Origin of the sequence: Acetobacter sp. DsW_059 (assembly GCF_002153695.1) — a bacterium.
Lineage (GTDB): Bacteria > Pseudomonadota > Alphaproteobacteria > Acetobacterales > Acetobacteraceae > Acetobacter > Acetobacter thailandicus.
This window is the reverse complement of record NZ_JOPI01000037.1, coordinates 17,013-36,900: the sequence shown is the minus strand read 5'-3', so window position 1 is coordinate 36,900 and position 19,888 is coordinate 17,013. Positions and strand designations below refer to the sequence as shown.

General features: G+C 50.8%; 19 protein-coding genes. All 19 read left to right on the top strand.

Annotated elements, in window-relative coordinates; genetic code table 11:
• Positions 1-249 precede the first annotated feature (249 nt).
• Positions 250-615, top strand: coding sequence for an NADH-quinone oxidoreductase subunit A (locus HK25_RS08900; protein ID WP_086555003.1), 366 nt, complete (start codon positions 250-252; stop codon positions 613-615).
• An 11-nt stretch (positions 616-626) separates the two neighbouring features.
• Positions 627-1,190, top strand: coding sequence for an NADH-quinone oxidoreductase subunit B family protein (locus tag HK25_RS08895; protein WP_086555004.1), 564 nt, complete (start codon positions 627-629; stop codon positions 1,188-1,190).
• On the top strand, positions 1,183-1,845 hold the full coding sequence (locus HK25_RS08890; RefSeq protein ID WP_198943246.1) for an NADH-quinone oxidoreductase subunit C: 663 nt from the start codon (positions 1,183-1,185) through the stop codon (positions 1,843-1,845). Before HK25_RS08895 ends, HK25_RS08890 begins: the two co-directional genes overlap by 8 nt.
• Before the next feature lie 65 nt (positions 1,846-1,910).
• The gene (locus HK25_RS08885; RefSeq protein ID WP_369824740.1) at positions 1,911-3,125 is read left to right on the top strand and encodes an NADH-quinone oxidoreductase subunit D; all 1,215 of its coding nucleotides are present in this window, start codon (positions 1,911-1,913) and stop codon (positions 3,123-3,125) included.
• Positions 3,126-3,127: 2 nt separating this feature from the next.
• On the top strand, positions 3,128-3,763 hold the full coding sequence (locus HK25_RS08880) for an NAD(P)H-dependent oxidoreductase subunit E (protein WP_086555006.1): 636 nt from the start codon (positions 3,128-3,130) through the stop codon (positions 3,761-3,763).
• 13 nt (positions 3,764-3,776) lie between these two features.
• Entirely contained in the window at positions 3,777-5,108 is a 1,332-nt protein-coding gene (gene nuoF, locus HK25_RS08875) for an NADH-quinone oxidoreductase subunit NuoF (protein WP_086555007.1), read from the top strand.
• A 5-nt stretch (positions 5,109-5,113) separates the two neighbouring features.
• Positions 5,114-7,189, top strand: coding sequence for an NADH-quinone oxidoreductase subunit NuoG (gene nuoG, locus HK25_RS08870; RefSeq protein WP_086635975.1), 2,076 nt, complete (start codon positions 5,114-5,116; stop codon positions 7,187-7,189).
• A 7-nt stretch (positions 7,190-7,196) separates the two neighbouring features.
• On the top strand, positions 7,197-8,225 hold the full coding sequence (gene nuoH, locus HK25_RS08865) for an NADH-quinone oxidoreductase subunit NuoH (protein ID WP_086555009.1): 1,029 nt from the start codon (positions 7,197-7,199) through the stop codon (positions 8,223-8,225).
• The gene (nuoI, locus tag HK25_RS08860; protein ID WP_086555010.1) at positions 8,225-8,713 is read left to right on the top strand and encodes an NADH-quinone oxidoreductase subunit NuoI; all 489 of its coding nucleotides are present in this window, start codon (positions 8,225-8,227) and stop codon (positions 8,711-8,713) included. Before nuoH ends, nuoI begins: the two co-directional genes overlap by 1 nt.
• 36 nt (positions 8,714-8,749) lie before the next feature.
• The gene (locus tag HK25_RS08855) at positions 8,750-9,460 is read left to right on the top strand and encodes an NADH-quinone oxidoreductase subunit J (RefSeq protein WP_086555011.1); all 711 of its coding nucleotides are present in this window, start codon (positions 8,750-8,752) and stop codon (positions 9,458-9,460) included.
• A complete protein-coding gene (gene nuoK, locus HK25_RS08850) occupies positions 9,457-9,780 on the top strand; it encodes an NADH-quinone oxidoreductase subunit NuoK (RefSeq protein WP_173559295.1) in 324 nt (107 codons plus the stop codon). Before HK25_RS08855 ends, nuoK begins: the two co-directional genes overlap by 4 nt.
• 6 nt (positions 9,781-9,786) lie before the next feature.
• A complete protein-coding gene (gene nuoL, locus HK25_RS08845) occupies positions 9,787-11,727 on the top strand; it encodes an NADH-quinone oxidoreductase subunit L (RefSeq protein WP_086555012.1) in 1,941 nt (646 codons plus the stop codon).
• Positions 11,728-11,805: 78 nt separating this feature from the next.
• Complete coding sequence (gene nuoN / locus HK25_RS08840; RefSeq protein WP_086555056.1) at positions 11,806-13,248, top strand: NADH-quinone oxidoreductase subunit NuoN; 1,443 nt, start codon at positions 11,806-11,808, stop codon at positions 13,246-13,248.
• 12 nt (positions 13,249-13,260) lie between these two features.
• Positions 13,261-14,025, top strand: a complete 765-nt coding sequence (locus tag HK25_RS08835; RefSeq protein ID WP_086635974.1) for a biotin--[acetyl-CoA-carboxylase] ligase — start codon at positions 13,261-13,263, stop codon at positions 14,023-14,025.
• Entirely contained in the window at positions 14,009-14,815 is an 807-nt protein-coding gene (locus HK25_RS08830; protein WP_086555014.1) for a type III pantothenate kinase, read from the top strand. Before HK25_RS08835 ends, HK25_RS08830 begins: the two co-directional genes overlap by 17 nt.
• 14 nt (positions 14,816-14,829) lie before the next feature.
• Positions 14,830-16,476 carry a ribonuclease J gene (locus HK25_RS08825; protein ID WP_086635973.1) on the top strand — a complete coding sequence of 549 codons (1,647 nt, stop codon included), beginning with the start codon at positions 14,830-14,832 and terminating at the stop codon, positions 16,474-16,476.
• A gap of 147 nt (positions 16,477-16,623) precedes the next feature.
• Positions 16,624-17,943, top strand: coding sequence for a proline--tRNA ligase (gene proS, locus HK25_RS08820; RefSeq protein WP_086635972.1), 1,320 nt, complete (start codon positions 16,624-16,626; stop codon positions 17,941-17,943).
• On the top strand, positions 17,943-19,193 hold the full coding sequence (locus tag HK25_RS08815) for a lipoprotein-releasing ABC transporter permease subunit (protein WP_086555017.1): 1,251 nt from the start codon (positions 17,943-17,945) through the stop codon (positions 19,191-19,193). The genes proS and HK25_RS08815 overlap by 1 nt, the downstream gene beginning before the upstream one ends.
• Positions 19,186-19,869, top strand: coding sequence for an ABC transporter ATP-binding protein (locus HK25_RS08810; RefSeq protein WP_086635971.1), 684 nt, complete (start codon positions 19,186-19,188; stop codon positions 19,867-19,869). The genes HK25_RS08815 and HK25_RS08810 overlap by 8 nt, the downstream gene beginning before the upstream one ends.
• Positions 19,870-19,888: the final 19 nt, after the last annotated feature.

Here is a 19,888-nt window from a genome sequence, read left to right as displayed (position 1 = left end):
TTACACCGAGATGGCCGGGGGTTCGATCCCCTCATCGCCCACCATTCACAGTTCTCTGTGAGTACTAAAAACATCTGATATTGTTGCTCAAAATAAGTAACAATATCAGATGTTTTTTTTTATTCATTTTCTCCTCACAAGAAATTTCCCTGTAATCATGCATTGAGGCATGGTCGTTCGCGCGCGTTGGGAGTAGTCTGCATTTAACAGTTCGTTGTTTATTGATTTATCAGGAAGCAGGAGTGACTAATGCAGTCTGTTCTGGGTAGTTATGCCCCAATTCTTATATTTGGTGCGCTTGCTATTGTTATTTCTGCTGCAATGCTTGGTATGGCACTGTTTAGTGGTCATCAAAAGCCTTACCCTGAAAAAACAACGGCTTATGAATGTGGCTTTGAGGCATTTGATGATGCGCGCCGTCGCTTTGATGTGCGTTTTTATCTTGTGGCCATTCTTTTCATAATTTTCGACCTGGAAGTGGCATTTCTCTTCCCCTGGGCAGTGAGTCTGTCGCGTATTGGTTATTTTGGTTTCTTTTCAATGCTGGGGTTTCTCAGCGTACTTGGTATTGGTTTCCTTTATGAGTGGCGCAAAGGCGCGCTGGACTGGGACTGAAGGGGGCGCCTATGTCTGACAATCCGCAGGAAGATACAATTCTCTGGAATCGTGAGGCTCTGCCTCCGGGTAAAGAGCAGGACGCCGTTGTGCGTGGCATTACCGGTGCTATTGCTGAAAAGGGGTTTGTCGTTGCAAACCTTGATAAGCTGGTAAACTGGGGGCGTACTGGCAGTTTGTGGCCTATGTCTTTTGGTCTGGCATGCTGTGCGGTTGAAATGATTCACGCATATATGCCAAGGTATGACCTGGACAGAATGGGTGTTATTCCCCGTGGTTCGCCGCGTCAGTCTGATGTGATGATCGTTGCCGGTACGCTGACCAATAAAATGGCACCGGTTTTGCGTCGCCTTTATGACCAGATGGCAGAGCCGCGCTGGGTTATCTCCATGGGTTCGTGTGCAAATGGTGGCGGTTATTACCACTATTCTTATTCAGTCGTGCGTGGGTGTGATCGCATAGTGCCGGTTGACGTTTATGTCCCTGGCTGCCCCCCGACAGCAGAAGCGCTGGTTTACGGCATCATGCTTTTGCAGAAAAAAATTCGCCGTACAGGAACGATTCTCCGTGGGTGATATTGTTGTAAATCCTGAGGCTGAGGCCCTCCAGGGGCAGATTGGTGCCATGGCTTTTACGCTGGCGACCTCTGTTCCTGGTATCTATTCTGCTGCCGTTGAAAACGGTGAGCTGGTTGTTCGTACGAATCGCGAAACTTTTTTGCCGCTGATGACCTTTCTGCGCGACGACTCTGCTTATCGTTTTGAACAGCTCATGGATTTATGCGGTGTTGACTTTCCCGCACGCGCTGAACGCTTTGACGTGGTCTATAACCTCCTGTCTGTTTCTTACAATCGTCGTATTCGCGTCATTATTACGACAGATGAAGTGACACCCGTTCCTTCAGTGCATCAGCTCTGGCCAGTTGCCACGTGGTGGGAGCGTGAGTGTTATGACATGTTCGGGGTTCTGTTTTCCGGTCAGCCCGATATGCGCCGTATTTTGACTGATGATGGCTTCGAGCATTTCCCTTTGCGTAAAGACTTTCCGCTGACGGGGTATGAAGAGGTGCGTTACGATATTGAAACGCGACAGGTTGTTAAGGAACCTGTCTCTCTGACGCAGGATTTCCGTGACTTTGATTTCGTTTCTCCCTGGGAGGGAATGCTGACACTGCCTGGTGATGAAAAGGCTCATGAAGTCAGGCTGGGTATGAAGAGGGCTCGCGGATGACAGAGCACAATAAAACAGACGGTCTGGCACCGGGCGATGTTCTGGTTAAAAATGACATCCCCGAAATGCTGATTTCTGATACTGCAGCGAAAACGGCAGAGCTGAGAACAATAGAGTTTGACTCGCATAAGCTGAATTTTGGTCCTCAGCATCCTTCTGCGCATGGTGTGCTGCGTCTTATTCTCGATATGGACGGTGAGCTTGTGCGTCGTGCTGACCCGCATATCGGTCTGCTGCATCGCGGCACAGAAAAGCTGATCGAATATAAAACCTATCAGAAAGCGCTGCCTTATTTTGACCGCCTTGATTACGCCTCGCCTATGTGTGAGGAGCAGGCTTTCGCACTGGCTACAGAGAAGCTTCTTGGTATAGAAGCGCCCGATCGTGCAAAATGGCTTCGGGTTATTTTCGCCGAGATTACGCGCGTTCTGAACCATATTCTCAATATTACAGCTATGGGTCTCGACTGCGGTGCGGTAACGCCTGCGCTGTGGGGCTATGAAGAGCGTGAGAAGCTGCTTGAATTTTATGAGGCAGCTTCAGGTGCGCGTTTCCATGCGAACTATTTTCGTCCCGGTGGTGTGGCCCGCGATATTCCTCAGGAGCTTGAAGATCGCATCGGTAATTGGACTCAGGAATTCCCGGCTTGGATTGATGAGCTGGAAGGTTTGCTGACCGAAAACCGAATCTGGAAACAGCGTACTGTCGGTATAGGTATTTTTACGTCTGAGCAGGCTCTGGCATGGGGCTTTAGTGGCCCGTGTCTGCGTGCTTCAGGTGTGCCCTGGGACCTTCGTCGCAGCCAGCCCTATGATAATTATCATAAAGTATCTTTTAAGGTTCCTGTTACACGACAGGGTGACTGCTATGACCGTTACCTCGTGCGCATTCAGGAAATGCGTGAGAGTGTAAAAATTATCGAGCAGGGCCTTGCTCAGATGAAAGCCGGACCTGTGAAAATACAGGACCCCAAGTTTGCACCGCCACCCCGCGCCGAAATGAAGCGCTCGATGGAAGCACTGATTCATCACTTTAAATTATATAGTGAGGGTTATCATGTGCCTCCAGGCACTACTTATACTGCGGTAGAGAGCCCCAAGGGCGAGTTTGGTGTTTACCTGGTCGCTGACGGTTCAAACCGTCCTTATCGTTGCAAGATACGCCCCACAGGTTTTGCGCATTTGCAGGCGCTGGATGAATTATCCAGGCGGTCGATGCTGGCCGATATGGTGGCGGTTCTTGGTTCTTTAGATCTTGTTTTTGGAGAGGTTGATCGTTGAAGATGGCCTGGACCCCGGCAGAACAACCTGACAGTTTTGAGTTTGACGATATTTCTGAAAAAGAAATTGCTAAAATACTGTCGAAATACCCTGAAGAACGTAAAGCCAGCGGTACGCTTCCTCTCCTTTACATTGTGCAGGATCAGCTGAAGCGTGAGACAGGCCATGCCTGGATCCCGCTTGTGGCGATGGATCTGATTGCGGCACGGCTGGCGGTGCCATCTGTCAGAGTGTACGAAGTCGCTTCTTTTTATACGATGTTTAATACTAAGCCTGTAGGTAAATATCACCTGCAGATCTGTACCACGACATCGTGCTGGCTGCGCGGATCAGATGATGTTGTGGCAGCCTGTAAAAAAGCAGCCGGCGTTAAAGAGTTTGGTGAAACCAGTGAAGACGGGCTGTTCACATTATCGCATGTTGAGTGCCTTGGGGCCTGTGCAAATGCCCCCATTCTTCAGGTTAATGACGATTATTACGAAGATATGAATGGTCCCAGGACAGAAGCCGTGATTGATGCATTGCGTGCAGGTGAAGATCCTGCCCCTGGCCCATCTACGGGCAGATTAAGTTCTGCGCCTGAAGGCGGCAGGAAAACTTTGCTTGAAGAAACGTCACCCAGATCTTCAGGTGAGTAGCAGGAGAGCCGGTATGTTGCAGGACGAAAATCGTATTTTTACGAATCTTTACGGGCAGAATGACTGGAAACTCGCCGGGGCGCGGGCAAGGGGTGACTGGCATGACACGGCCTCTATCCTGTCCCGGGGATCTGAGGCGATTATTGCTGAAATGAAGGCTTCGGGCCTTCGTGGTCGCGGCGGAGCAGGATTCTCGACCGGTATGAAATGGTCTTTCATGCCAAAGAATTTTGATGGTCGTCCGCACTATCTGGTCATTAATGGCGATGAATCTGAACCAGGGACCTGTAAAGATCGTGAGATTATGCGGCATGAGCCACATAAACTTATAGAAAGTGCGCTGATAGCGTCATTCGCCCTGAATGCACATGCGGCTTATATTTATATTCGTGGTGAGTTTTATCAGGAAGCGCAGCATCTACAGGCGGCCGTTGATGAGGCTTATGAAGCTGGTCTGCTCGGTAAAAATGCTGCCGGAACCGGCTGGGATTTTGACTTCTATATTCATCGTGGTGCAGGCGCTTATATCTGCGGTGAAGAGACTGCTTTGCTTGAGAGCCTTGAGGGTAAAAAAGGCCAGCCTCGTATGAAGCCGCCTTTCCCTGCCGGCGCAGGCTTATATGGCTGTCCGACTACAGTGAATAATGTTGAAAGTATTGCTGTCGCATCAACCATTCTGCGACGGGGTGCATCCTGGTTTTCAGCACTTGGCAGGCCTAATAATGCAGGCACCAAGCTTATGGCGATTTCGGGGCATGTGAATACACCATGCGTTTTCGAAGAAGAGCTGGGTGTACCGCTTAAAGAGATTATAGAAAAACATGGCGGTGGCGTCAGGGGCGGCTGGGACAATCTGCTGGCGGTTATACCCGGCGGCTGCTCTGTGCCAATGTTGCCTAAGTCTGTCTGTGAAACAGTGCTGATGGATTACGATAGTCTGCGTGCTGTGGGTTCGGGGCTGGGCACCGCGTGTATGATCGTTATGGATCGTTCTACTGATATTATTGAAGCTATTGCACGCTTTTCCCGCTTTTTTAAGCATGAAAGCTGCGGTCAGTGTACGCCCTGCCGTGAAGGAACCGGCTGGATGATGCGTATGATGGATCGTATGGTTCAGGGGCGTGCCGAGATTGAAGAAATTGATCTTCTTGAGCAGGTAACACGACAGATCGAGGGGCACACAATCTGTGCTCTGGGTGATGCCGCAGCCTGGCCTGTTCAGGGGCTGATCCGGCATTTTCGTCCGGAGATGGAAGCGCGTATCCAGCAGTATAAGGCTGCACATGGTGGTTCAGGGCTGGTTCAGGTTCCTGCCTCCGATGTGCTGCCGGCAGTAGCGGAGTAAAGGGCATGGTAAAAGTCCTTGTTGATGGCACCCCGGTCGATGTGCCGGCGGGTTCAAGTGCCCTTCAGGCCTGTGAAGCTGCGGGGAAAGAAATCCCCCGTTTTTGCTATCATGAGCGTCTGTCGGTAGCTGGTAACTGTCGCATGTGTCTGGTGCAGGTTGTCCGTGCACCTAAGCTGGTTGCCTCATGTGGTTTCCCGGTTGCTGAAGGGATGCAGATCCTTACTGACACTGATGTTGTCAGACGGGCGCGCCGCGCCGTTATGGAATTCTTGCTGATTAACCATCCTCTTGATTGCCCTATCTGTGATCAGGGCGGTGAGTGTGACCTGCAGGACCAGGCCTATGGTTATGGCTCGGGTGTGTCACGGTATCAGGAGGCCAAGCGCGCTGTAACAGATAAAGAACTCGGGCCTCTGGTTAAGACGGTAATGACGCGCTGCATTCAGTGCTCACGCTGCGTGCGCTTTTCAACCGAAGTGGCTGGCACGCCTGAGCTTGGCATCGTTTCGCGCGGTGAAAATGCAGAAGTTACGACTTATGTCGAAAAGGCACTGACATCCGAGCTGTCAGGTAATCTGATTGATATATGTCCGGTCGGTGCACTAACGGCAAAACCAACGGCGTTTCGTGCGCGTTCATGGGAATACAAAAAAACCGATAGCATTGATGTGATGGATGCTGTGGGGACGAATATTCAGATCCAGGCCCGGGGCGCTGAAGTTATGCGCATTGTGCCTCGTATTAATGACGAGGTGAATGAAGAATGGCTTTCAGATAAAGGGCGTTTTTCAGTTGATGGCCTGAAGAAAAGGCGCCTTGATCACCCATGGGTGCGTGTGCACGGCAAGCTGCATAAGGCAAGCTGGCAGGATACGCTGGTTTCGATGGCGCGTCGTTTTGAAGGCGTTTCCGGTGATCGTATCGGTGCAATAGCAGGTGATCTGTGTGATGTTGAGAGCCTTTGCGCTCTGAAAGACCTGATGACGGCTCTGGGTTCCTCTCATACAGACTGCCGGCAGGACGGTGCCTGGTATGATATGCGCAGCCGCAGCGGGTATCTGTTTAACAGCGGTATCACCGGTATTGATGAGGCAGATGCTCTTCTGCTGATTGGCAGCATACCCCGTCATGAGGCTCCTGTACTTAATGCCCGTATTCGCAAGCAGTATTTGCATAAAGGACGTGGTGGTTTCCCTGTTGCCAGTATTGGTGCATTGCCTGTCGACCTGACCTATAATGTCGATGTACTGGGGGAGGGGCCGGAAGTCCTGACCCGGCTGCTTGATGGTTCAGAGGCTTTTGCCGAGGTTTTGAAAACAGCAAAGCGCCCTATGATTATTCTGGGGCATGGGGCACTAACCCGTCCGGATGCGCAGGCTATTTATGAAGCCACCCTGCAACTGGCACATCAGACCGGTGTGATTACTCAGGACTGGAACGGGCTGAATATTCTGCATACGGCAGCGTCTCGTGTGGGTGCGCTTGATATCGGGTTTGTTCCTGGCAGCCGAGGTTTTGCTGTTACAAATATGCTCCGTGGCGGAGTTGAAATTCTGTGGCTCCTGGGGGCAGATGATTTCCCACTTGATAAGATCAGCAAAGATACGTTTGTGATTTATCAGGGGCATCACGGTGATGCTGCTGCGGCAAGGGCCGATATTATTTTGCCTGGTGCAGCTTATACCGAAAAATCAGGGACTTATGTTAATACAGCGGGCGAGGTGCAGCGTGCCCTGCGGGCTGTATTCCCTCCAGGTCAGGCCAGAGAAGACTGGCAGATTATCAGAGCTTTCTCAGAAGTTGCCGGGCATCCTTTGCCTTATGATTCTGTTGAAGCTCTGAGGGCGCGTATGGCCGAAGTTAATCCGGTCTTTTCGAACACCGGTACTGAAATTGCTCCCGCACCGCAATCGGTGACAGACAGCAGTGTTTCAAAAGGTACGGCAGAGTTCAATAATGCTCGTATCCGTCCGGTTATTGATGATTATTACCAGACAAACTCTATCAGCCGGGCCAGCCTGACAATGGCAGAATGTTCTCGCGTGTATGGTCCCATGCGCGCTGTAGCAGCGGAGTAAGAGACTGATGGCGCACTTCTTTTATCAAACGCTTGTCGGTCAGATTATTCTTATGGTGCTCGAGACCCTTGCTGTTCTCGTCCCTTTGCTGATCGGCGTTGCTTACCTTACCCTTATGGAACGTAAGGTAATGGCTGCGATGCAGCGTCGTCGCGGCCCAAACGTTAATGGTTTGTTTGGTTTACTGCAGGCGTTTGCTGATGCGATTAAAATGATCGTGAAAGAAACGGTCATTCCCGCAGGTGCTAACCGTATTTTGTTTCTGTTTGCACCATTTCTGGCGTTTGCCCTGGCTATGCTGGCGTGGGCTGTTATCCCTACAGGTAATGGTCTGGCTGTTGCAAATATTAATGTCGGAATTCTCTACCTGCTGGCCGTATCATCGCTGGGTGTTTACGGTATTCTTATCGCAGGCTGGGCTTCAAACTCGAAATACGCCTTTATGGGGTCTATGCGAGCCGCGGCACAGATGGTTTCTTACGAGGTGTCCATCGGGCTGATTATTGTGTCAGTTCTGCTGGCCGTTGGCAGCCTGAACCTGAATGATATTGTGCTGGCTCAGCGGCATATCTGGTTCTGTCTGCCGATGTTCCCGGTATTTATTATTTTCTTTATTTCAGCACTGGCCGAAACGGGGCGTGCACCATTTGACCTGCCCGAAGGTGAAAGTGAACTGGTTGCCGGGTTCTTCGTTGAGTATTCTTCGCTGGCTTTCGGTCTCTTCTTCCTTGGTGAATACGCCAACATGATTCTGATGTCGGCTCTGGTTAGTATTCTTTTCCTCGGGGGGTGGCTGCCGCCTATTGGCGTCTTTCCTTTTACGCTGGTGCCAGGGCCGCTGTGGCTGATTGCTAAAATTCTTTTCTGTCTGTTTGTTTTCATCTGGGTGCGCGCAACGTTCCCGCGTTTTCGTTACGATCAGCTTATGCGTCTCGGGTGGAAAGTGTTTTTGCCATTCAGCCTGATCTGGATGATTGGAACAGCAGCTTTTCTGATGGTGACAGGGCTTCTCCCTCAGGGTGGAGGTATGAACTGATGAGTACATTAAGCCGAAATATCCGCTCCTTTCTGCTGACTGAAATTGTCGCTGGTATGGCATCAACATTTAAAATGATGTTTCAGCCAAAGGTGACCCTTAACTACCCTTACGAGAAGGGGCCACTGTCAGTTCGCTTTCGTGGTGAGCATGCGCTGCGCCGTTATGCTAACGGAGAAGAGCGCTGCATTGCCTGCAAGCTTTGTGAAGCGACATGCCCGGCTGAGGCGATTACCATCGAAGCTGAAGAGCGTGATGACGGGTCACGGCGTACCACCCGGTATGACATTGATATGACCAAGTGCATTTATTGCGGCTTGTGTGAAGAAGCCTGCCCGGTAGATGCGATTGTTGAGGGGCCAAACTACGAGTTTGCGACCGAAACCCGTGAAGAATTATTCTACGACAAAGATAAGTTGCTTTCGAATGGCGATCGGTGGGAAGCCCTGCTGGCCCGCCGCCTTGAGCTCGATGCCCCGTATCGTTGAAGGGATGCTTGTCATGATCCGGCAGGAGAACGCCTGATGTTACCGCAGCTTGTATTTTATTTATTTTCAACAGTTCTGCTGATTTCAGCCGTGATGGTGATTAGTGCCCGTAACCCGGTGCACTCAGTTCTGTTCCTTATCGTAGCATTTTTTAATGCTGCAGGATTGTTTCTGGTGGCCGGAGCTGAGTTTCTCGCGATGCTGCTGGTAATCGTTTACGTCGGTGCTGTTGCTGTTCTTTTCCTGTTTGTCGTGATGATGCTTGATATTGACTTCACGAAACTGCGTGAAGGTCTCCAGCAACATGCTGCGATTGGCGTATGCTTTGGCGTGGTTCTTTTTGCCGAGCTTCTTGTCGCTGTTGGCAACTGGCATATGTCATCAGTGAGCGTAACCCGTTTGTCGGGAGCCCCCGGTCAGACGAACACCGCTGCACTGGGTGACCTTATTTATACGCACTACATCCTTCTTTTTCAGGGATGTGGCCTGATTTTGCTGGTGGCAATGATTGGCGCAATTGTGCTGACGCTCCGTCCGGTTGGTTCAGGTCGTCGTCAGATCATTGATAAACAGCATGCACGTGTGCCCTCAGAAACACTTGAGATGATTGATGCTCCGCTGGGCGTGGGCGTCATCAGCCAGGGCGGTTTTCTGCGTCCGCACACTTCATATCATGAAACATCTGTCCCTGACTCTTATGCATCTGGCGGGCAGATCGAGGCCGATAAGAAGGAGAAAGATGTATGACCCCGGCAATCGCCTCCGTCGGACTCACACCCTACCTGGTCGTCAGTGCCGCGTTACTGGTGCTTGGAGTGTTTGGCATTTTTCTTAACAGAAAAAATGTAATCATTATCCTGATGTCTATGGAGCTGATCCTTCTCTCCGCAAATTTAAATTTTGTGGCGTTTTCGTCGGCTCATAACGATTTATCAGGTCAGATTATGGTGTTGTTTGTCCTTACCATTGCTGCTGCTGAAGCTGCAATCGGGCTTGCAATTGTGACCACTTATTTCCGCAACCGTGGTTCTATCCAGGTTGAGGATGTCACTATGATGAAGGGATGAGCGGACATGCAGACCGATCTTCACCTGTTTGCAGCAGCGATTTTTTTACCGCTTGCCGGCTCTGTCGTTGCAGGGCTTGGTGGCCGTCTCTTCGGTGATGTGCTCGCTAAGATTATTACTCTGAGCTGTATGTCTGTTGCAGCTCTGTGCGGTATTGTTACACTTTATGCTAACTGGAGTGCCGGCTTCCCGCTGCATGCGCTCCCGGTTCTTGAGTGGATCAATGCTGGTGGTTTTCATGCCGAGTGGGTTTTAAGAGCCGACACCCTGTCTGTCACAATGACGGCGATGGTTCTTTCCGTCTCTCTGCTCGTGCATTGCTATAGCCTTGGGTATATGAGCCATGAGAGTATGCCGACCTACCGGTTTTTCTCATATTTGTCTCTGTTTACCTTTGCCATGCTTATGCTGGTTTCGTCCAATGATCTGATCCAGCTGTTTTTCGGGTGGGAGGGCGTTGGCCTCGCCAGTTATCTGCTGATCGGATACTGGTACGACAAGCCTTCAGCAACAGCGGCTGCCATCAAAGCCTTTGTAGTAAACCGCGTTGCTGACCTTTTCTTTCTGGTCGGTATCGGCCTGATTTATGTTGTGTTCCACTCCGTTCAGTATGAAGCAATTTTTGCTGCCATACCCGAGATTTCTGGTTCGCATTATCATTTCCTTGGTCACTCCTGGAGCACGACAGAGATCATTGCCCTGCTGCTCTTTATTGGTGCAATGGGTAAATCGGCTCAGCTGTTTCTGCACACATGGCTGCCAGATGCGATGGAAGGGCCGACACCTGTTTCAGCACTGATTCATGCTGCAACCATGGTGACCGCAGGCATTTTTCTGATCGCCCGTATGTCACCCCTGTTTGACTGTGCGCCGTCTGTTCAGAAACTGATTGTTGTGATCGGTGCAACGACCTGCTTCTTTGCCGCAACGGTTGGCATGGTTCAGCCTGATATTAAGCGTGCCATTGCTTATTCAACCTGCTCTCAGCTGGGTTATATGTTTGCCGCTGCGGGTGTTGGTGCTTATCAGATGTCAGTGTTCCATCTGACAACTCATGCTTTCTTCAAAGCGCTTCTGTTCCTTGGTGCAGGTTCGGTTATTCATGCGATGCATGATGAGCAGAATATGTTTCGTATGGGCGGATTGTGGAAAAAACTGCCGCTAACCTATGTGGTTATGTGGATAGGTAGCCTTGCGCTGGCCGGGGTTTTTCCCTTCGCAGGCTACTGGTCGAAGGATGCTATCCTGGAATCGCTGTGGGCCGCTAATACCTCAGTCGGCCACTATGGCTGGGCGCTGGGTACCATAACAGCATTTCTTACTGCATTTTATAGCTGGAGGCTTTTGTTCCTGGTGTTTCATGGTCGGCCTGCAAATGAGGCCGCCCGTGATGCAGCGCATGAAAGCCCGTTCTCTATGGCTCTGCCCCTGGTACTGCTTGCTACGGGTGCAACAGTTGCCGGTGTGCTTCTCGCCCCGTTCTATATTGGTGTTCATCAGGAGCAGTTCTGGAACGGTGCGATTGTGAACGGCGCTTCTAATAATATCATGGAAGCTTTTGAGCATATCCCGTCATTTATCAGCCTGCTTCCTTCTATTGCAGGGCTGTGCGGTATTGCTCTGGCTTATGTGTTTTATGTGCACTCTCCGGCTATTCCGGCAGCACTGGCTCGGGCAATGGGGCCGCTTTATCGTTTTCTGCTTAATAAATGGTATTTTGATGAGCTTTATGGGTTCATTTTTGTGCGTCCATACAAAGCGATTGCAGGCATTCTGTCGAAGGATGTCGAGTTGGGGGCAGCTGAAGGTCTGCCACGTGACCTGGCAGAACTAACGTCAGATACAGCGGGTCAGGCAGCACGGATGCAGACTGGTTCGGTGGCCATTTACGCTTTTACAATGCTGGCGGGGCTTGTCGTGCTGCTGACCGTCGCTCTGTGTGCATAAGGGGAAGAGGCATGCTGATTAATAATCTTCTCTTGCAGGTTGTTTTGAACGGAGTGCGCTGTGATGCCCCTGAATGATATCAACTGGTCACTGTCTATACCAGAAATAGCACTTGCATTTTCGGGGCTTGTCATTCTTGCCGCTGGTGTTTCGCAAAAGAAGGAGACAGCTTTTTTCCCGTGCTCGATGCTGACTCTTGCTTCTTTTCTGGGGTGCATTTTTCTGGTTATCAATGCGCCTGACGGTTCGGCGTTTTCTGGTACATTTGTGAATGACAGCTTCTCAAAAGCTATGAAGCTGCTCATTCTGGCTTCGGCTATTCTTTCAGTTCTGGTTGCTGTTGGCTACAGAGGTCTGAGCCGGACGGGGGAGAGAAAGCGGACTTTACCGTTTGAGACGCCGGTTCTTATTTTATTCTCAACGCTTGGTGCCATGGTGATGGCGTCTTCCTCTAATCTGATGACATTGTTTGTCGGGCTGGAGCTGTCATCTCTGTCTATTTATATTCTCTGCGCTCTTGAGCGTGAGAATATTTTGTCATCAGAAGCTGGTATGAAATATTTCATACTTGGCTCTCTGGCTTCTGGTCTGCTGCTTTACGGCATGTCGCTGGTTTATGGTTATGCCGGCACAATGAACTATTCCGGTCTGATGAAAACTGTTGATGCAGTTGAGGTTGTTCCGACCGGTCTTACCATTGGTGTCATTTTTATCATTGCCGGTTTGTGCTTTAAGCTCTCTGTTGTGCCTTTCCATATGTGGACACCAGATGCTTACCAGGGCGCACCAACGCCAGTTACGGCCTATATGGCAGGTGCTCCTAAATTTGCAGCTTTTGCTCTGTTCCTTCGTATTATGACCGGACCTTTTGGTCTGGTGGCTCAGCACTGGCAGCTGCTGATAGAAGTCGTTGCTGTCTGTTCCATGCTTTATGGCTCACTGGCTGCTATTCCGCAGCAGAACATCAAACGTCTTATGGCATATTCTTCTATCGGTCACATGGGCTATGCGCTTATTGGCCTGGCCGCTGATTCTGCTGAGGGTGTAAGAGCTACTCTGGTTTATCTTGCCGCCTATCTGGTTATGAATGCCGGTGTATTCGGTGTCATCGCCACTATGCGCCGCAGAGGAACAGAGATGACTTCAATTTCTGATCTCGCCGGGCTGGGTAAGAGAAACCCTCTGATGGCTGGTCTGATGGCTATCTTCATGTTCAGCATGGTTGGTGTACCACCTCTGGCTGGCTTCTTTGGCAAGTTTATGGTGTTTGCTGCAGCCTGGCAGGTTGGTCTTTATACCCTGGTTGCTATCGGTGTTGTGTCAAGTATTGTGGGTGCTTATTACTACCTCAATGTCGTCAGAGTTATGTATTTTGAAGCTCCGGCTGAGAAATTTGACCGCTACGCACCGGCTCTGACACTTGTTTCTGGCAGTATGGGGCTGGCCACATTGTTCTTCCTGCTGGTATTGTCACCGATTATGTCAATCGCACAGCAGGCCGCACAGGCTCTGGTAGGGTAAAAAGAGAGTGGAATGAAGCTGGTTTGTCCGCCATGGCGCCTGGAATGTTATGATGAGCTGACTTCAACTTCTGATGTATGTAAGGAGCGCGCCCGGGCAGGGGCCGCTCCTGGTCTGGCTCTGCTGGCCCATCATCAGACAAAAGCCCGCGGCAGCCGTGGCCGCTCGTGGGTGGATGCAGGGCGTAGTCTTGCTCTTTCGGTTTTGCTCGATCCTGCCTCCGTCACATCTGATCTGCAGCTTGGGTGCTGGCCTTTCCTGGCCTCTCTGGCTTTTTATGATGCACTGGCTGATGTTGCACCGGCTGCGCGCGCTGACCTTCTTATTAAATGGCCGAATGATATTCTGCTGGCAGGGAAAAAACTTGGTGGCATTCTGCTCGAATATGAGGGGAGTGCGATGGTCATAGGTTTTGGTGCCAATCTTCATGCTCCTCCGTCTCAGCGTGATATTGGCCGGCAGGTTGCCTCACTTGACGGCTATGCAGAGGTCGGTGCTGAAGCACTGGCTGAGGCTTTGTTAAAGCAAATCCATCGCTGGCTTGATGTCTGGGCACAGCAGGGTTTTGCAGTTTTATGTCACGAGTGGCAAAGCAGAGCTCATCCTGTAGGAACTGTGCTGACTGTCACAAATGAATCATTGAATGAACAGGGCCGGTTTATAGGGCTTGAACCCGACGGGCGTTTGTTACTTGAAACCGGGCAGGGCATAAAAAAAATTGCCGCTGGCGAAGTGCTTCTGCTATCACAGGAGACTGATCGTGTTACTGGTTATTGATGCAGGGAATACCAATGTTGTGTTTGCGGTGTATGACGGCGCAGCATGGCGGGGTAGCTGGCGCATTACGACAAGTTCACAGCGGACTTCTGACGAGTATGCCGTCTGGCTTTTGACGTTATTGAGCATGAGCGGCATTGCCAGAGAGGATATTAACGGGGCAGTTATCGGTACGGTTGTTCCTGCTGCTTTATACCATCTGCGGGCGTTGTGTCGTCAGTGGTTTTCTGTGGAGCCTCTTCTCGCATCTGTAGAGCTCAACTGGGGTATAGAAGTTAAGATGGATACCCCCGAGGAGGTCGGGGTCGACCGTTTGCTCAACAGTCTGGCCGCACATCACTATTATGGCGGGCCCCTGACTGTGATTGATTTTGGTACCGCGACAACATTTGATGTTGTTGATGGTGAAGGTAATTATTGCGGTGGTGTTATCGCTCCTGGCATTAATTTGTCAGTTGAGGCATTGCATAAGGCAGCAGCCCGTCTGCCCCGCATCGGGGTCGGCAGGCCGGTTGGAGAGACGGTTGTAGGGCGGAATACGGTTTCGGCTATGAGGTCAGGCGTGTTCTGGGGGTATCTGGGATTAATTGAGGGGATCGTTGAGAGGATCAGGCGGGAAGTCGGGCAGCCAATGAAAGTGCTCGCGACCGGTGGTCTGGCTCCGCTCTTCTCAGAAGGAACGAAGGTCTTTGACCATGTTGATTCAATGCTGACCCTGAATGGGTTGCGAATATTGGCAGAGCGTAATGCCCTGCCTCGTTTTATCACTGAAAAAGACAGTTTAGCGTAAGGATAACTATACGAATGACAGAACAGAACGGCGATCTGGCCTTTCTGCCATTAGGCGGAACAGGCGAGATTGGCATGAACCTCAATCTTTATCGTCAGGGTGAAACCTGGCTCGCGATAGATTGCGGTATTGGTTTTAGTGGTAATGATACACCTGAAGCAGAAATTCTGGTTCCCGATCCGGTGTTTATTGCCGAACGACGTGACCAGCTTGCGGGTCTGATTATTACTCACGCTCATGAAGATCATATTGGTGCAGTTGCCCATTTATGGCCTTTGCTTGAGTGCCCGGTTTATGTGACGCCTTTTGCAGGTGCTGTTTTGCGCCGCAAACTGGGTGAAGCGCGTATTTTGCAGGATGTACCCATTCACGTCATTCCCTGTGGGGGACGTTTTGAGGTGGGGCCTTTCGATCTTGAATTTATACCGGTCACGCATTCTGTGCCTGAGGCTCAGGCTGTTGTGCTGCGTACACCTTCAGGGGTAATCGTTCACACAGGTGACTGGAAGCTTGACCCGACACCTCTGGTTGGTCCGCCAACCGATATCGCCCGCCTGAAAGAGGTGGGTGATGAGGGTGTCCTGGCTCTGGTGTGTGACAGCACTAACGTGATGAGCTCAGGTCCGTCTCAGTCAGAGGCTGAGGTCCGTCGCAGCATGACGTCTCTTATTGCCAGTCTGAAAGGCCGTGTGGCGGTCACCTGCTTTGCGTCAAACGTTGCACGCGTTGAAAGCATTGCCATGGCTGCGCAGGCAGCGGGTCGTACAGTTGTTCTGGTCGGGCGTTCTTTGCGTAACCTTGATGTTGCTGCGCGTGACTGCGGTTATCTTTCCGGTGTGCTGCCTTTCCTGACAGAGCAGGAGGTAAATGACCTGCCTGACGATCAGGTCGTTATGATTATCACAGGCAGTCAGGGTGAGCCGCGTTCAGCTCTTTCTCGTATATCGATGGACGTACACCCCAGTGTGTCACTGGGTGAGGGAGATACGGTTATTTATTCAAGCCGTATGATTCCGGGTAATGAACGCGCGATTATGGCCGTGCAGGATAATCTGTCACGCCGTGGTGTCCGGGTTATTACTGATAAAGAGCATTTTGTGCATGTTTCAGGTCATGCAACAGGTGATGATGTCAGCATGATGTATGACCTGGTGCGGCCACGTTATGCTGTGCCGGTGCATGGTGAGTGGCGGCATCTGACAGCGCATGCTGCTCTGGCTCAGGATAAGAATATTACACCTGTGCTGCTCGAGGACGGGGATGTGCTGCGACTTGCGCCAGAAAAAGTCGAGGTTGTTGATACGGCTCCCAGTGGTCGTCTTGCTCTTGATGGTGGCCGTCTTCTGCCGATGGATGGTGGTGTTCTCGCGGCCCGTCGTAAAATGCTGTTTAACGGTATTATCATTGCCAGTGTGGCGATTGATGACGAGGGGTTTGTTATTGGTGAGCCCAAGGTCAGCGCCCCGGGTCTGCTCGACGCTGATGATCAGGAAAGCGTTCGCGTGTGCGAAGAGTTTGCCAGCGCGATTGATATGATACCTGATGAACTGCGTAATGATGATAAGGCATTTTGTGATGCAGCAAAAACGGCTTTGCGTCGCGCTTTAGGGCGTAAACTGCAAAAGCGTCCGCTTGTTGATGTACATGTTTTACGGGTGTGACAGGCGTTTTCTCCCGCGCATCATCAAAAAAATAACACCTGGAGGCGAAAGCATCGCTTTACAGGTGTCGCGCCGTAGCGCACAGAGCATTGTAATTTTTTCAGCAGCCTGAAAGGGCTGCTTTGTTCAACAGGGCTGGGTCTTATTATGCGTCTTTCGCGCAGTTTTCTCCCGACATTTAAAGAAAATCCGGCAGAGGCACAGATTGTCTCGCATCGTCTGATGCTCCGTTCGGGTCTTATTCGTCAGACAGCTTCAGGCATTTATGCCTGGCTTCCGGCTGGTCTGAAAATTTTACGTAATATCAGTCAGATCGTACGTGAAGAGCAGGATAGCGTTGGCGCTCAGGAAGTGCTGATGCCGACTCTGCAGTCCGCTGATCTGTGGAAACGCTCCGGGCGTTATGATGCTTATGGCCCTGAAATGCTGCGCATTCAGGACCGCCATAAGAGAGATCTTCTCTACGGACCGACAAATGAAGAGATGATTACTGATATTTTTGGTCAGATCATTAATTCATATAAAGAGCTGCCTCAGACCCTGTATCATATTCAGTGGAAATTCCGTGATGAGGTCAGGCCACGTTTTGGCGTTATGCGCGGTCGTGAATTTCTGATGAAAGATGCTTACAGCTTTGATCTGAATTATGAGGCAGCCGTTGCCAGCTACCAGCGTATGATGCTGGCTTACCTGCGTACTTTTCAGCGTCTTGGTGTAAGAGCCGTGCCAATGCGCGCTGATACCGGGCCGATCGGCGGTGAACTGAGCCACGAATTCCTTATTCTGGCACCAACGGGTGAGAGCGGTGTTTTCTATGATGCAGCCCTTGAGGGGCAGGACTGGCTTGATACCCCGGTTGATGTGACTGATCCGGCAGCGCTTGAGACATTTTATAAACGTGTCACAACACCTTATGCCGCAACTGACGAGATGCATGATACGACTGCCTGGGAGGCAGTGCCTGAGGAACGCCGTCGTGAAGGACGTGGTGTTGAAGTCGGTCATATTTTCCATTTTGGTAATAAATATACCAAAGCAATGGATGTCAGCGTGGTGGGTGCTAATGGTGAACGTCTTTATCCTGAAATGGGTTCTTATGGTATTGGTGTGTCACGTCTGGTTGGTGCGATTATTGAAGCCAGCCACGACGATAACGGCATTATCTGGCCTGACGCTGTCGCACCGTTTAAAGCTGTTATCATTAACCTGAAAGCGGGTGATGAAACCTGTGACGCGGTATGTGAAGGCATCTATAACAAAAATACAGAAGATTTTCTGTATGATGACACGTCAGACCGTGCAGGTACCAAATTTGCTAATGCTGACCTGATGGGGCACCCGTGGCAGATTATTGTCGGGCCACGCAGCGCGAAAGAAGGACGTGTTGAGCTTAAACGTCGCGCGACGGGCGAGCGTCATGACCTGACGGTTGATGAAGCTCTGTCTCTGGTTCTGGCAGGCGCATAATGTTTGGCCCCTTTGAGCGCGCTGTCGCAGGGCGTTATCTGCGTGCAAGGCGCGGAGAGCGCTTTGTCTCTGTTATCGCTATTTTTTCGCTGATTGGCATCGCGCTCGGGGTGGCGACTCTTATTATTGTTATGGCCGTTATGAACGGCTTTCAGTCTGAGCTGATGGATCGGATTCTCGGGCTGAACGGTGACCTGACAGTTTACGGATCTGGCCGGACAATCAGCCAGTATGAAGAGGTTGTTAAACGCGTTAAAACTGTTCCGGATGTCACAAGCGCTACCCCTCTGATCGAAGGGCAGGTGCTGATTAGTTCCGGGCAGTTTAATAGTGGTGCCATTGTGCATGGCATGACAAAACAGGGGCTGACTGACCTTAAAGATGTCAGTTCCTCTCTTATCGCAGGTTCTCTCGATAAATTTGAGGGGCCTGACGCTGTTATCGTTGGTGTGTCACTGGCTTCAAAAGCTGGTCTTTATATTGGCTCGCCGGTTACGCTGATTTCCCCCGAAGGGGCGGCTACGGCTTTTGGCACCGTGCCACGTATCAGAACTTACCATGTTGTTGCTATTTTTGATGCGGGTGTGAACGATTATAACTCAGGTTATGTGTTTATGCCCCTGCATGCAGCGCAGGTTTACTTCAAAATGCCCGATCAGATCACCCAGATTCAGGTGATGGTAAAAGACGCACAGAATATTCGTAGTGTTACGCATCAGATTGTGAATGCTGTGGGCGACCCTAATGGTCTGCGCGTGCTGGACTGGACAAATGCTAACAATGCATTGTTTGGTGCGGTACAGGTCGAGCAGAATGTGATGTTTCTTATTCTGACTTTGATTATTCTGGTTGCGGCATTTAACGTGATTTCGTCACTGATCATGATGGTAAAAGATAAAACACGAGACATCGCCGTGCTGCGTACCATTGGTGCCAGCCGTGGCGCAATTATGCGTATTTTTCTGATGTGTGGTGCCTCTGTGGGGGTTACAGGTACACTCGCGGGTACTGCGCTCGGGGTTGTATTTTCGCTTAATATCGAGCGTATCCGTCAGTTTTTACAGTCTCTGAGCGGTACGAACCTGTTTAATCCTGAAGTTTATTTTCTGACCCGCCTGCCAGCCCGGCTTATATGGGGGCAGGTGGCTGAGGTCATGATTATGGCTCTGGTGCTCTCTCTTCTCGCTACACTTTATCCGTCCTGGCGTGCGGCACGAACCGACCCGGTAGAGGCTTTGCGTCATGAATAATATTGTTCTGCGTCTGTCGGGCATAACGAAAGTCTATAACAGGGGGGAGGCAAATGCTCTCCCTGTGTTACAGGGCGCTGATTTTATGCTTGAAAAAGGGCAGCTGGTCGCTCTGGTGGCACCGTCAGGTACGGGTAAATCAACGCTGTTACACCTGGCTGGTCTGCTTGATACACCGGACAAGGGTGAGATAGAAATTTGCGGACAAAAAGCCAGCGGCATTACTGAGCGCCAGCGTACAGCGTTACGCCGTGACCGTATTGGCTTTGTTTATCAGTTTCATCATCTGCTGGGTGAGTTCACAGCGTTAGAGAATGTGATGCTGCCGCAGATGATTGCTGGTGTGCATAAAAATGAGGCCCGTTTTCAGGCAAAAGAACTTCTTAATCTGTTTGGGCTGTCCCATCGTGTCAGTCATCTGCCAGGTAAGTTATCCGGTGGCGAGCAGCAGCGAGTGGCCATTGCCCGTGCACTGGCAAATAAACCGTCTTTATTGCTGGCTGATGAGCCAACAGGTAATCTTGACGTTAACACTGCCGATCGCGTTTTTGAAGAACTGACACAGGCCGTCAGAGAGCAGGGGCTGGCAGCATTAATTGCCACGCATAATGAAGAGCTTCTGTCGCGTATGGACAAGGTTATTACACTGCGTGACGGGCTTATCACAGAGCGATGACACAATGGTCATCGCATTT

Coding starts and splice junctions, on each gene's coding strand:
- HK25_RS08900 (WP_086555003.1), top strand. CDS start 250: ATGCAGTCTGTTCTGGGTAGTTATGCCCCAATTCTTATATTTGGTGCG.
- HK25_RS08895 (WP_086555004.1), top strand. CDS start 627: ATGTCTGACAATCCGCAGGAAGATACAATTCTCTGGAATCGTGAGGCT.
- HK25_RS08885 (WP_369824740.1), top strand. CDS start 1,911: ATGCTGATTTCTGATACTGCAGCGAAAACGGCAGAGCTGAGAACAATA.
- HK25_RS08880 (WP_086555006.1), top strand. CDS start 3,128: ATGGCCTGGACCCCGGCAGAACAACCTGACAGTTTTGAGTTTGACGAT.
- nuoF (WP_086555007.1), top strand. CDS start 3,777: ATGTTGCAGGACGAAAATCGTATTTTTACGAATCTTTACGGGCAGAAT.
- nuoG (WP_086635975.1), top strand. CDS start 5,114: ATGGTAAAAGTCCTTGTTGATGGCACCCCGGTCGATGTGCCGGCGGGT.
- nuoH (WP_086555009.1), top strand. CDS start 7,197: ATGGCGCACTTCTTTTATCAAACGCTTGTCGGTCAGATTATTCTTATG.
- nuoI (WP_086555010.1), top strand. CDS start 8,225: ATGAGTACATTAAGCCGAAATATCCGCTCCTTTCTGCTGACTGAAATT.
- HK25_RS08855 (WP_086555011.1), top strand. CDS start 8,750: ATGTTACCGCAGCTTGTATTTTATTTATTTTCAACAGTTCTGCTGATT.
- nuoK (WP_173559295.1), top strand. CDS start 9,457: ATGACCCCGGCAATCGCCTCCGTCGGACTCACACCCTACCTGGTCGTC.
- nuoL (WP_086555012.1), top strand. CDS start 9,787: ATGCAGACCGATCTTCACCTGTTTGCAGCAGCGATTTTTTTACCGCTT.
- HK25_RS08835 (WP_086635974.1), top strand. CDS start 13,261: ATGAAGCTGGTTTGTCCGCCATGGCGCCTGGAATGTTATGATGAGCTG.
- HK25_RS08825 (WP_086635973.1), top strand. CDS start 14,830: ATGACAGAACAGAACGGCGATCTGGCCTTTCTGCCATTAGGCGGAACA.
- proS (WP_086635972.1), top strand. CDS start 16,624: ATGCGTCTTTCGCGCAGTTTTCTCCCGACATTTAAAGAAAATCCGGCA.
- HK25_RS08815 (WP_086555017.1), top strand. CDS start 17,943: ATGTTTGGCCCCTTTGAGCGCGCTGTCGCAGGGCGTTATCTGCGTGCA.
- HK25_RS08810 (WP_086635971.1), top strand. CDS start 19,186: ATGAATAATATTGTTCTGCGTCTGTCGGGCATAACGAAAGTCTATAAC.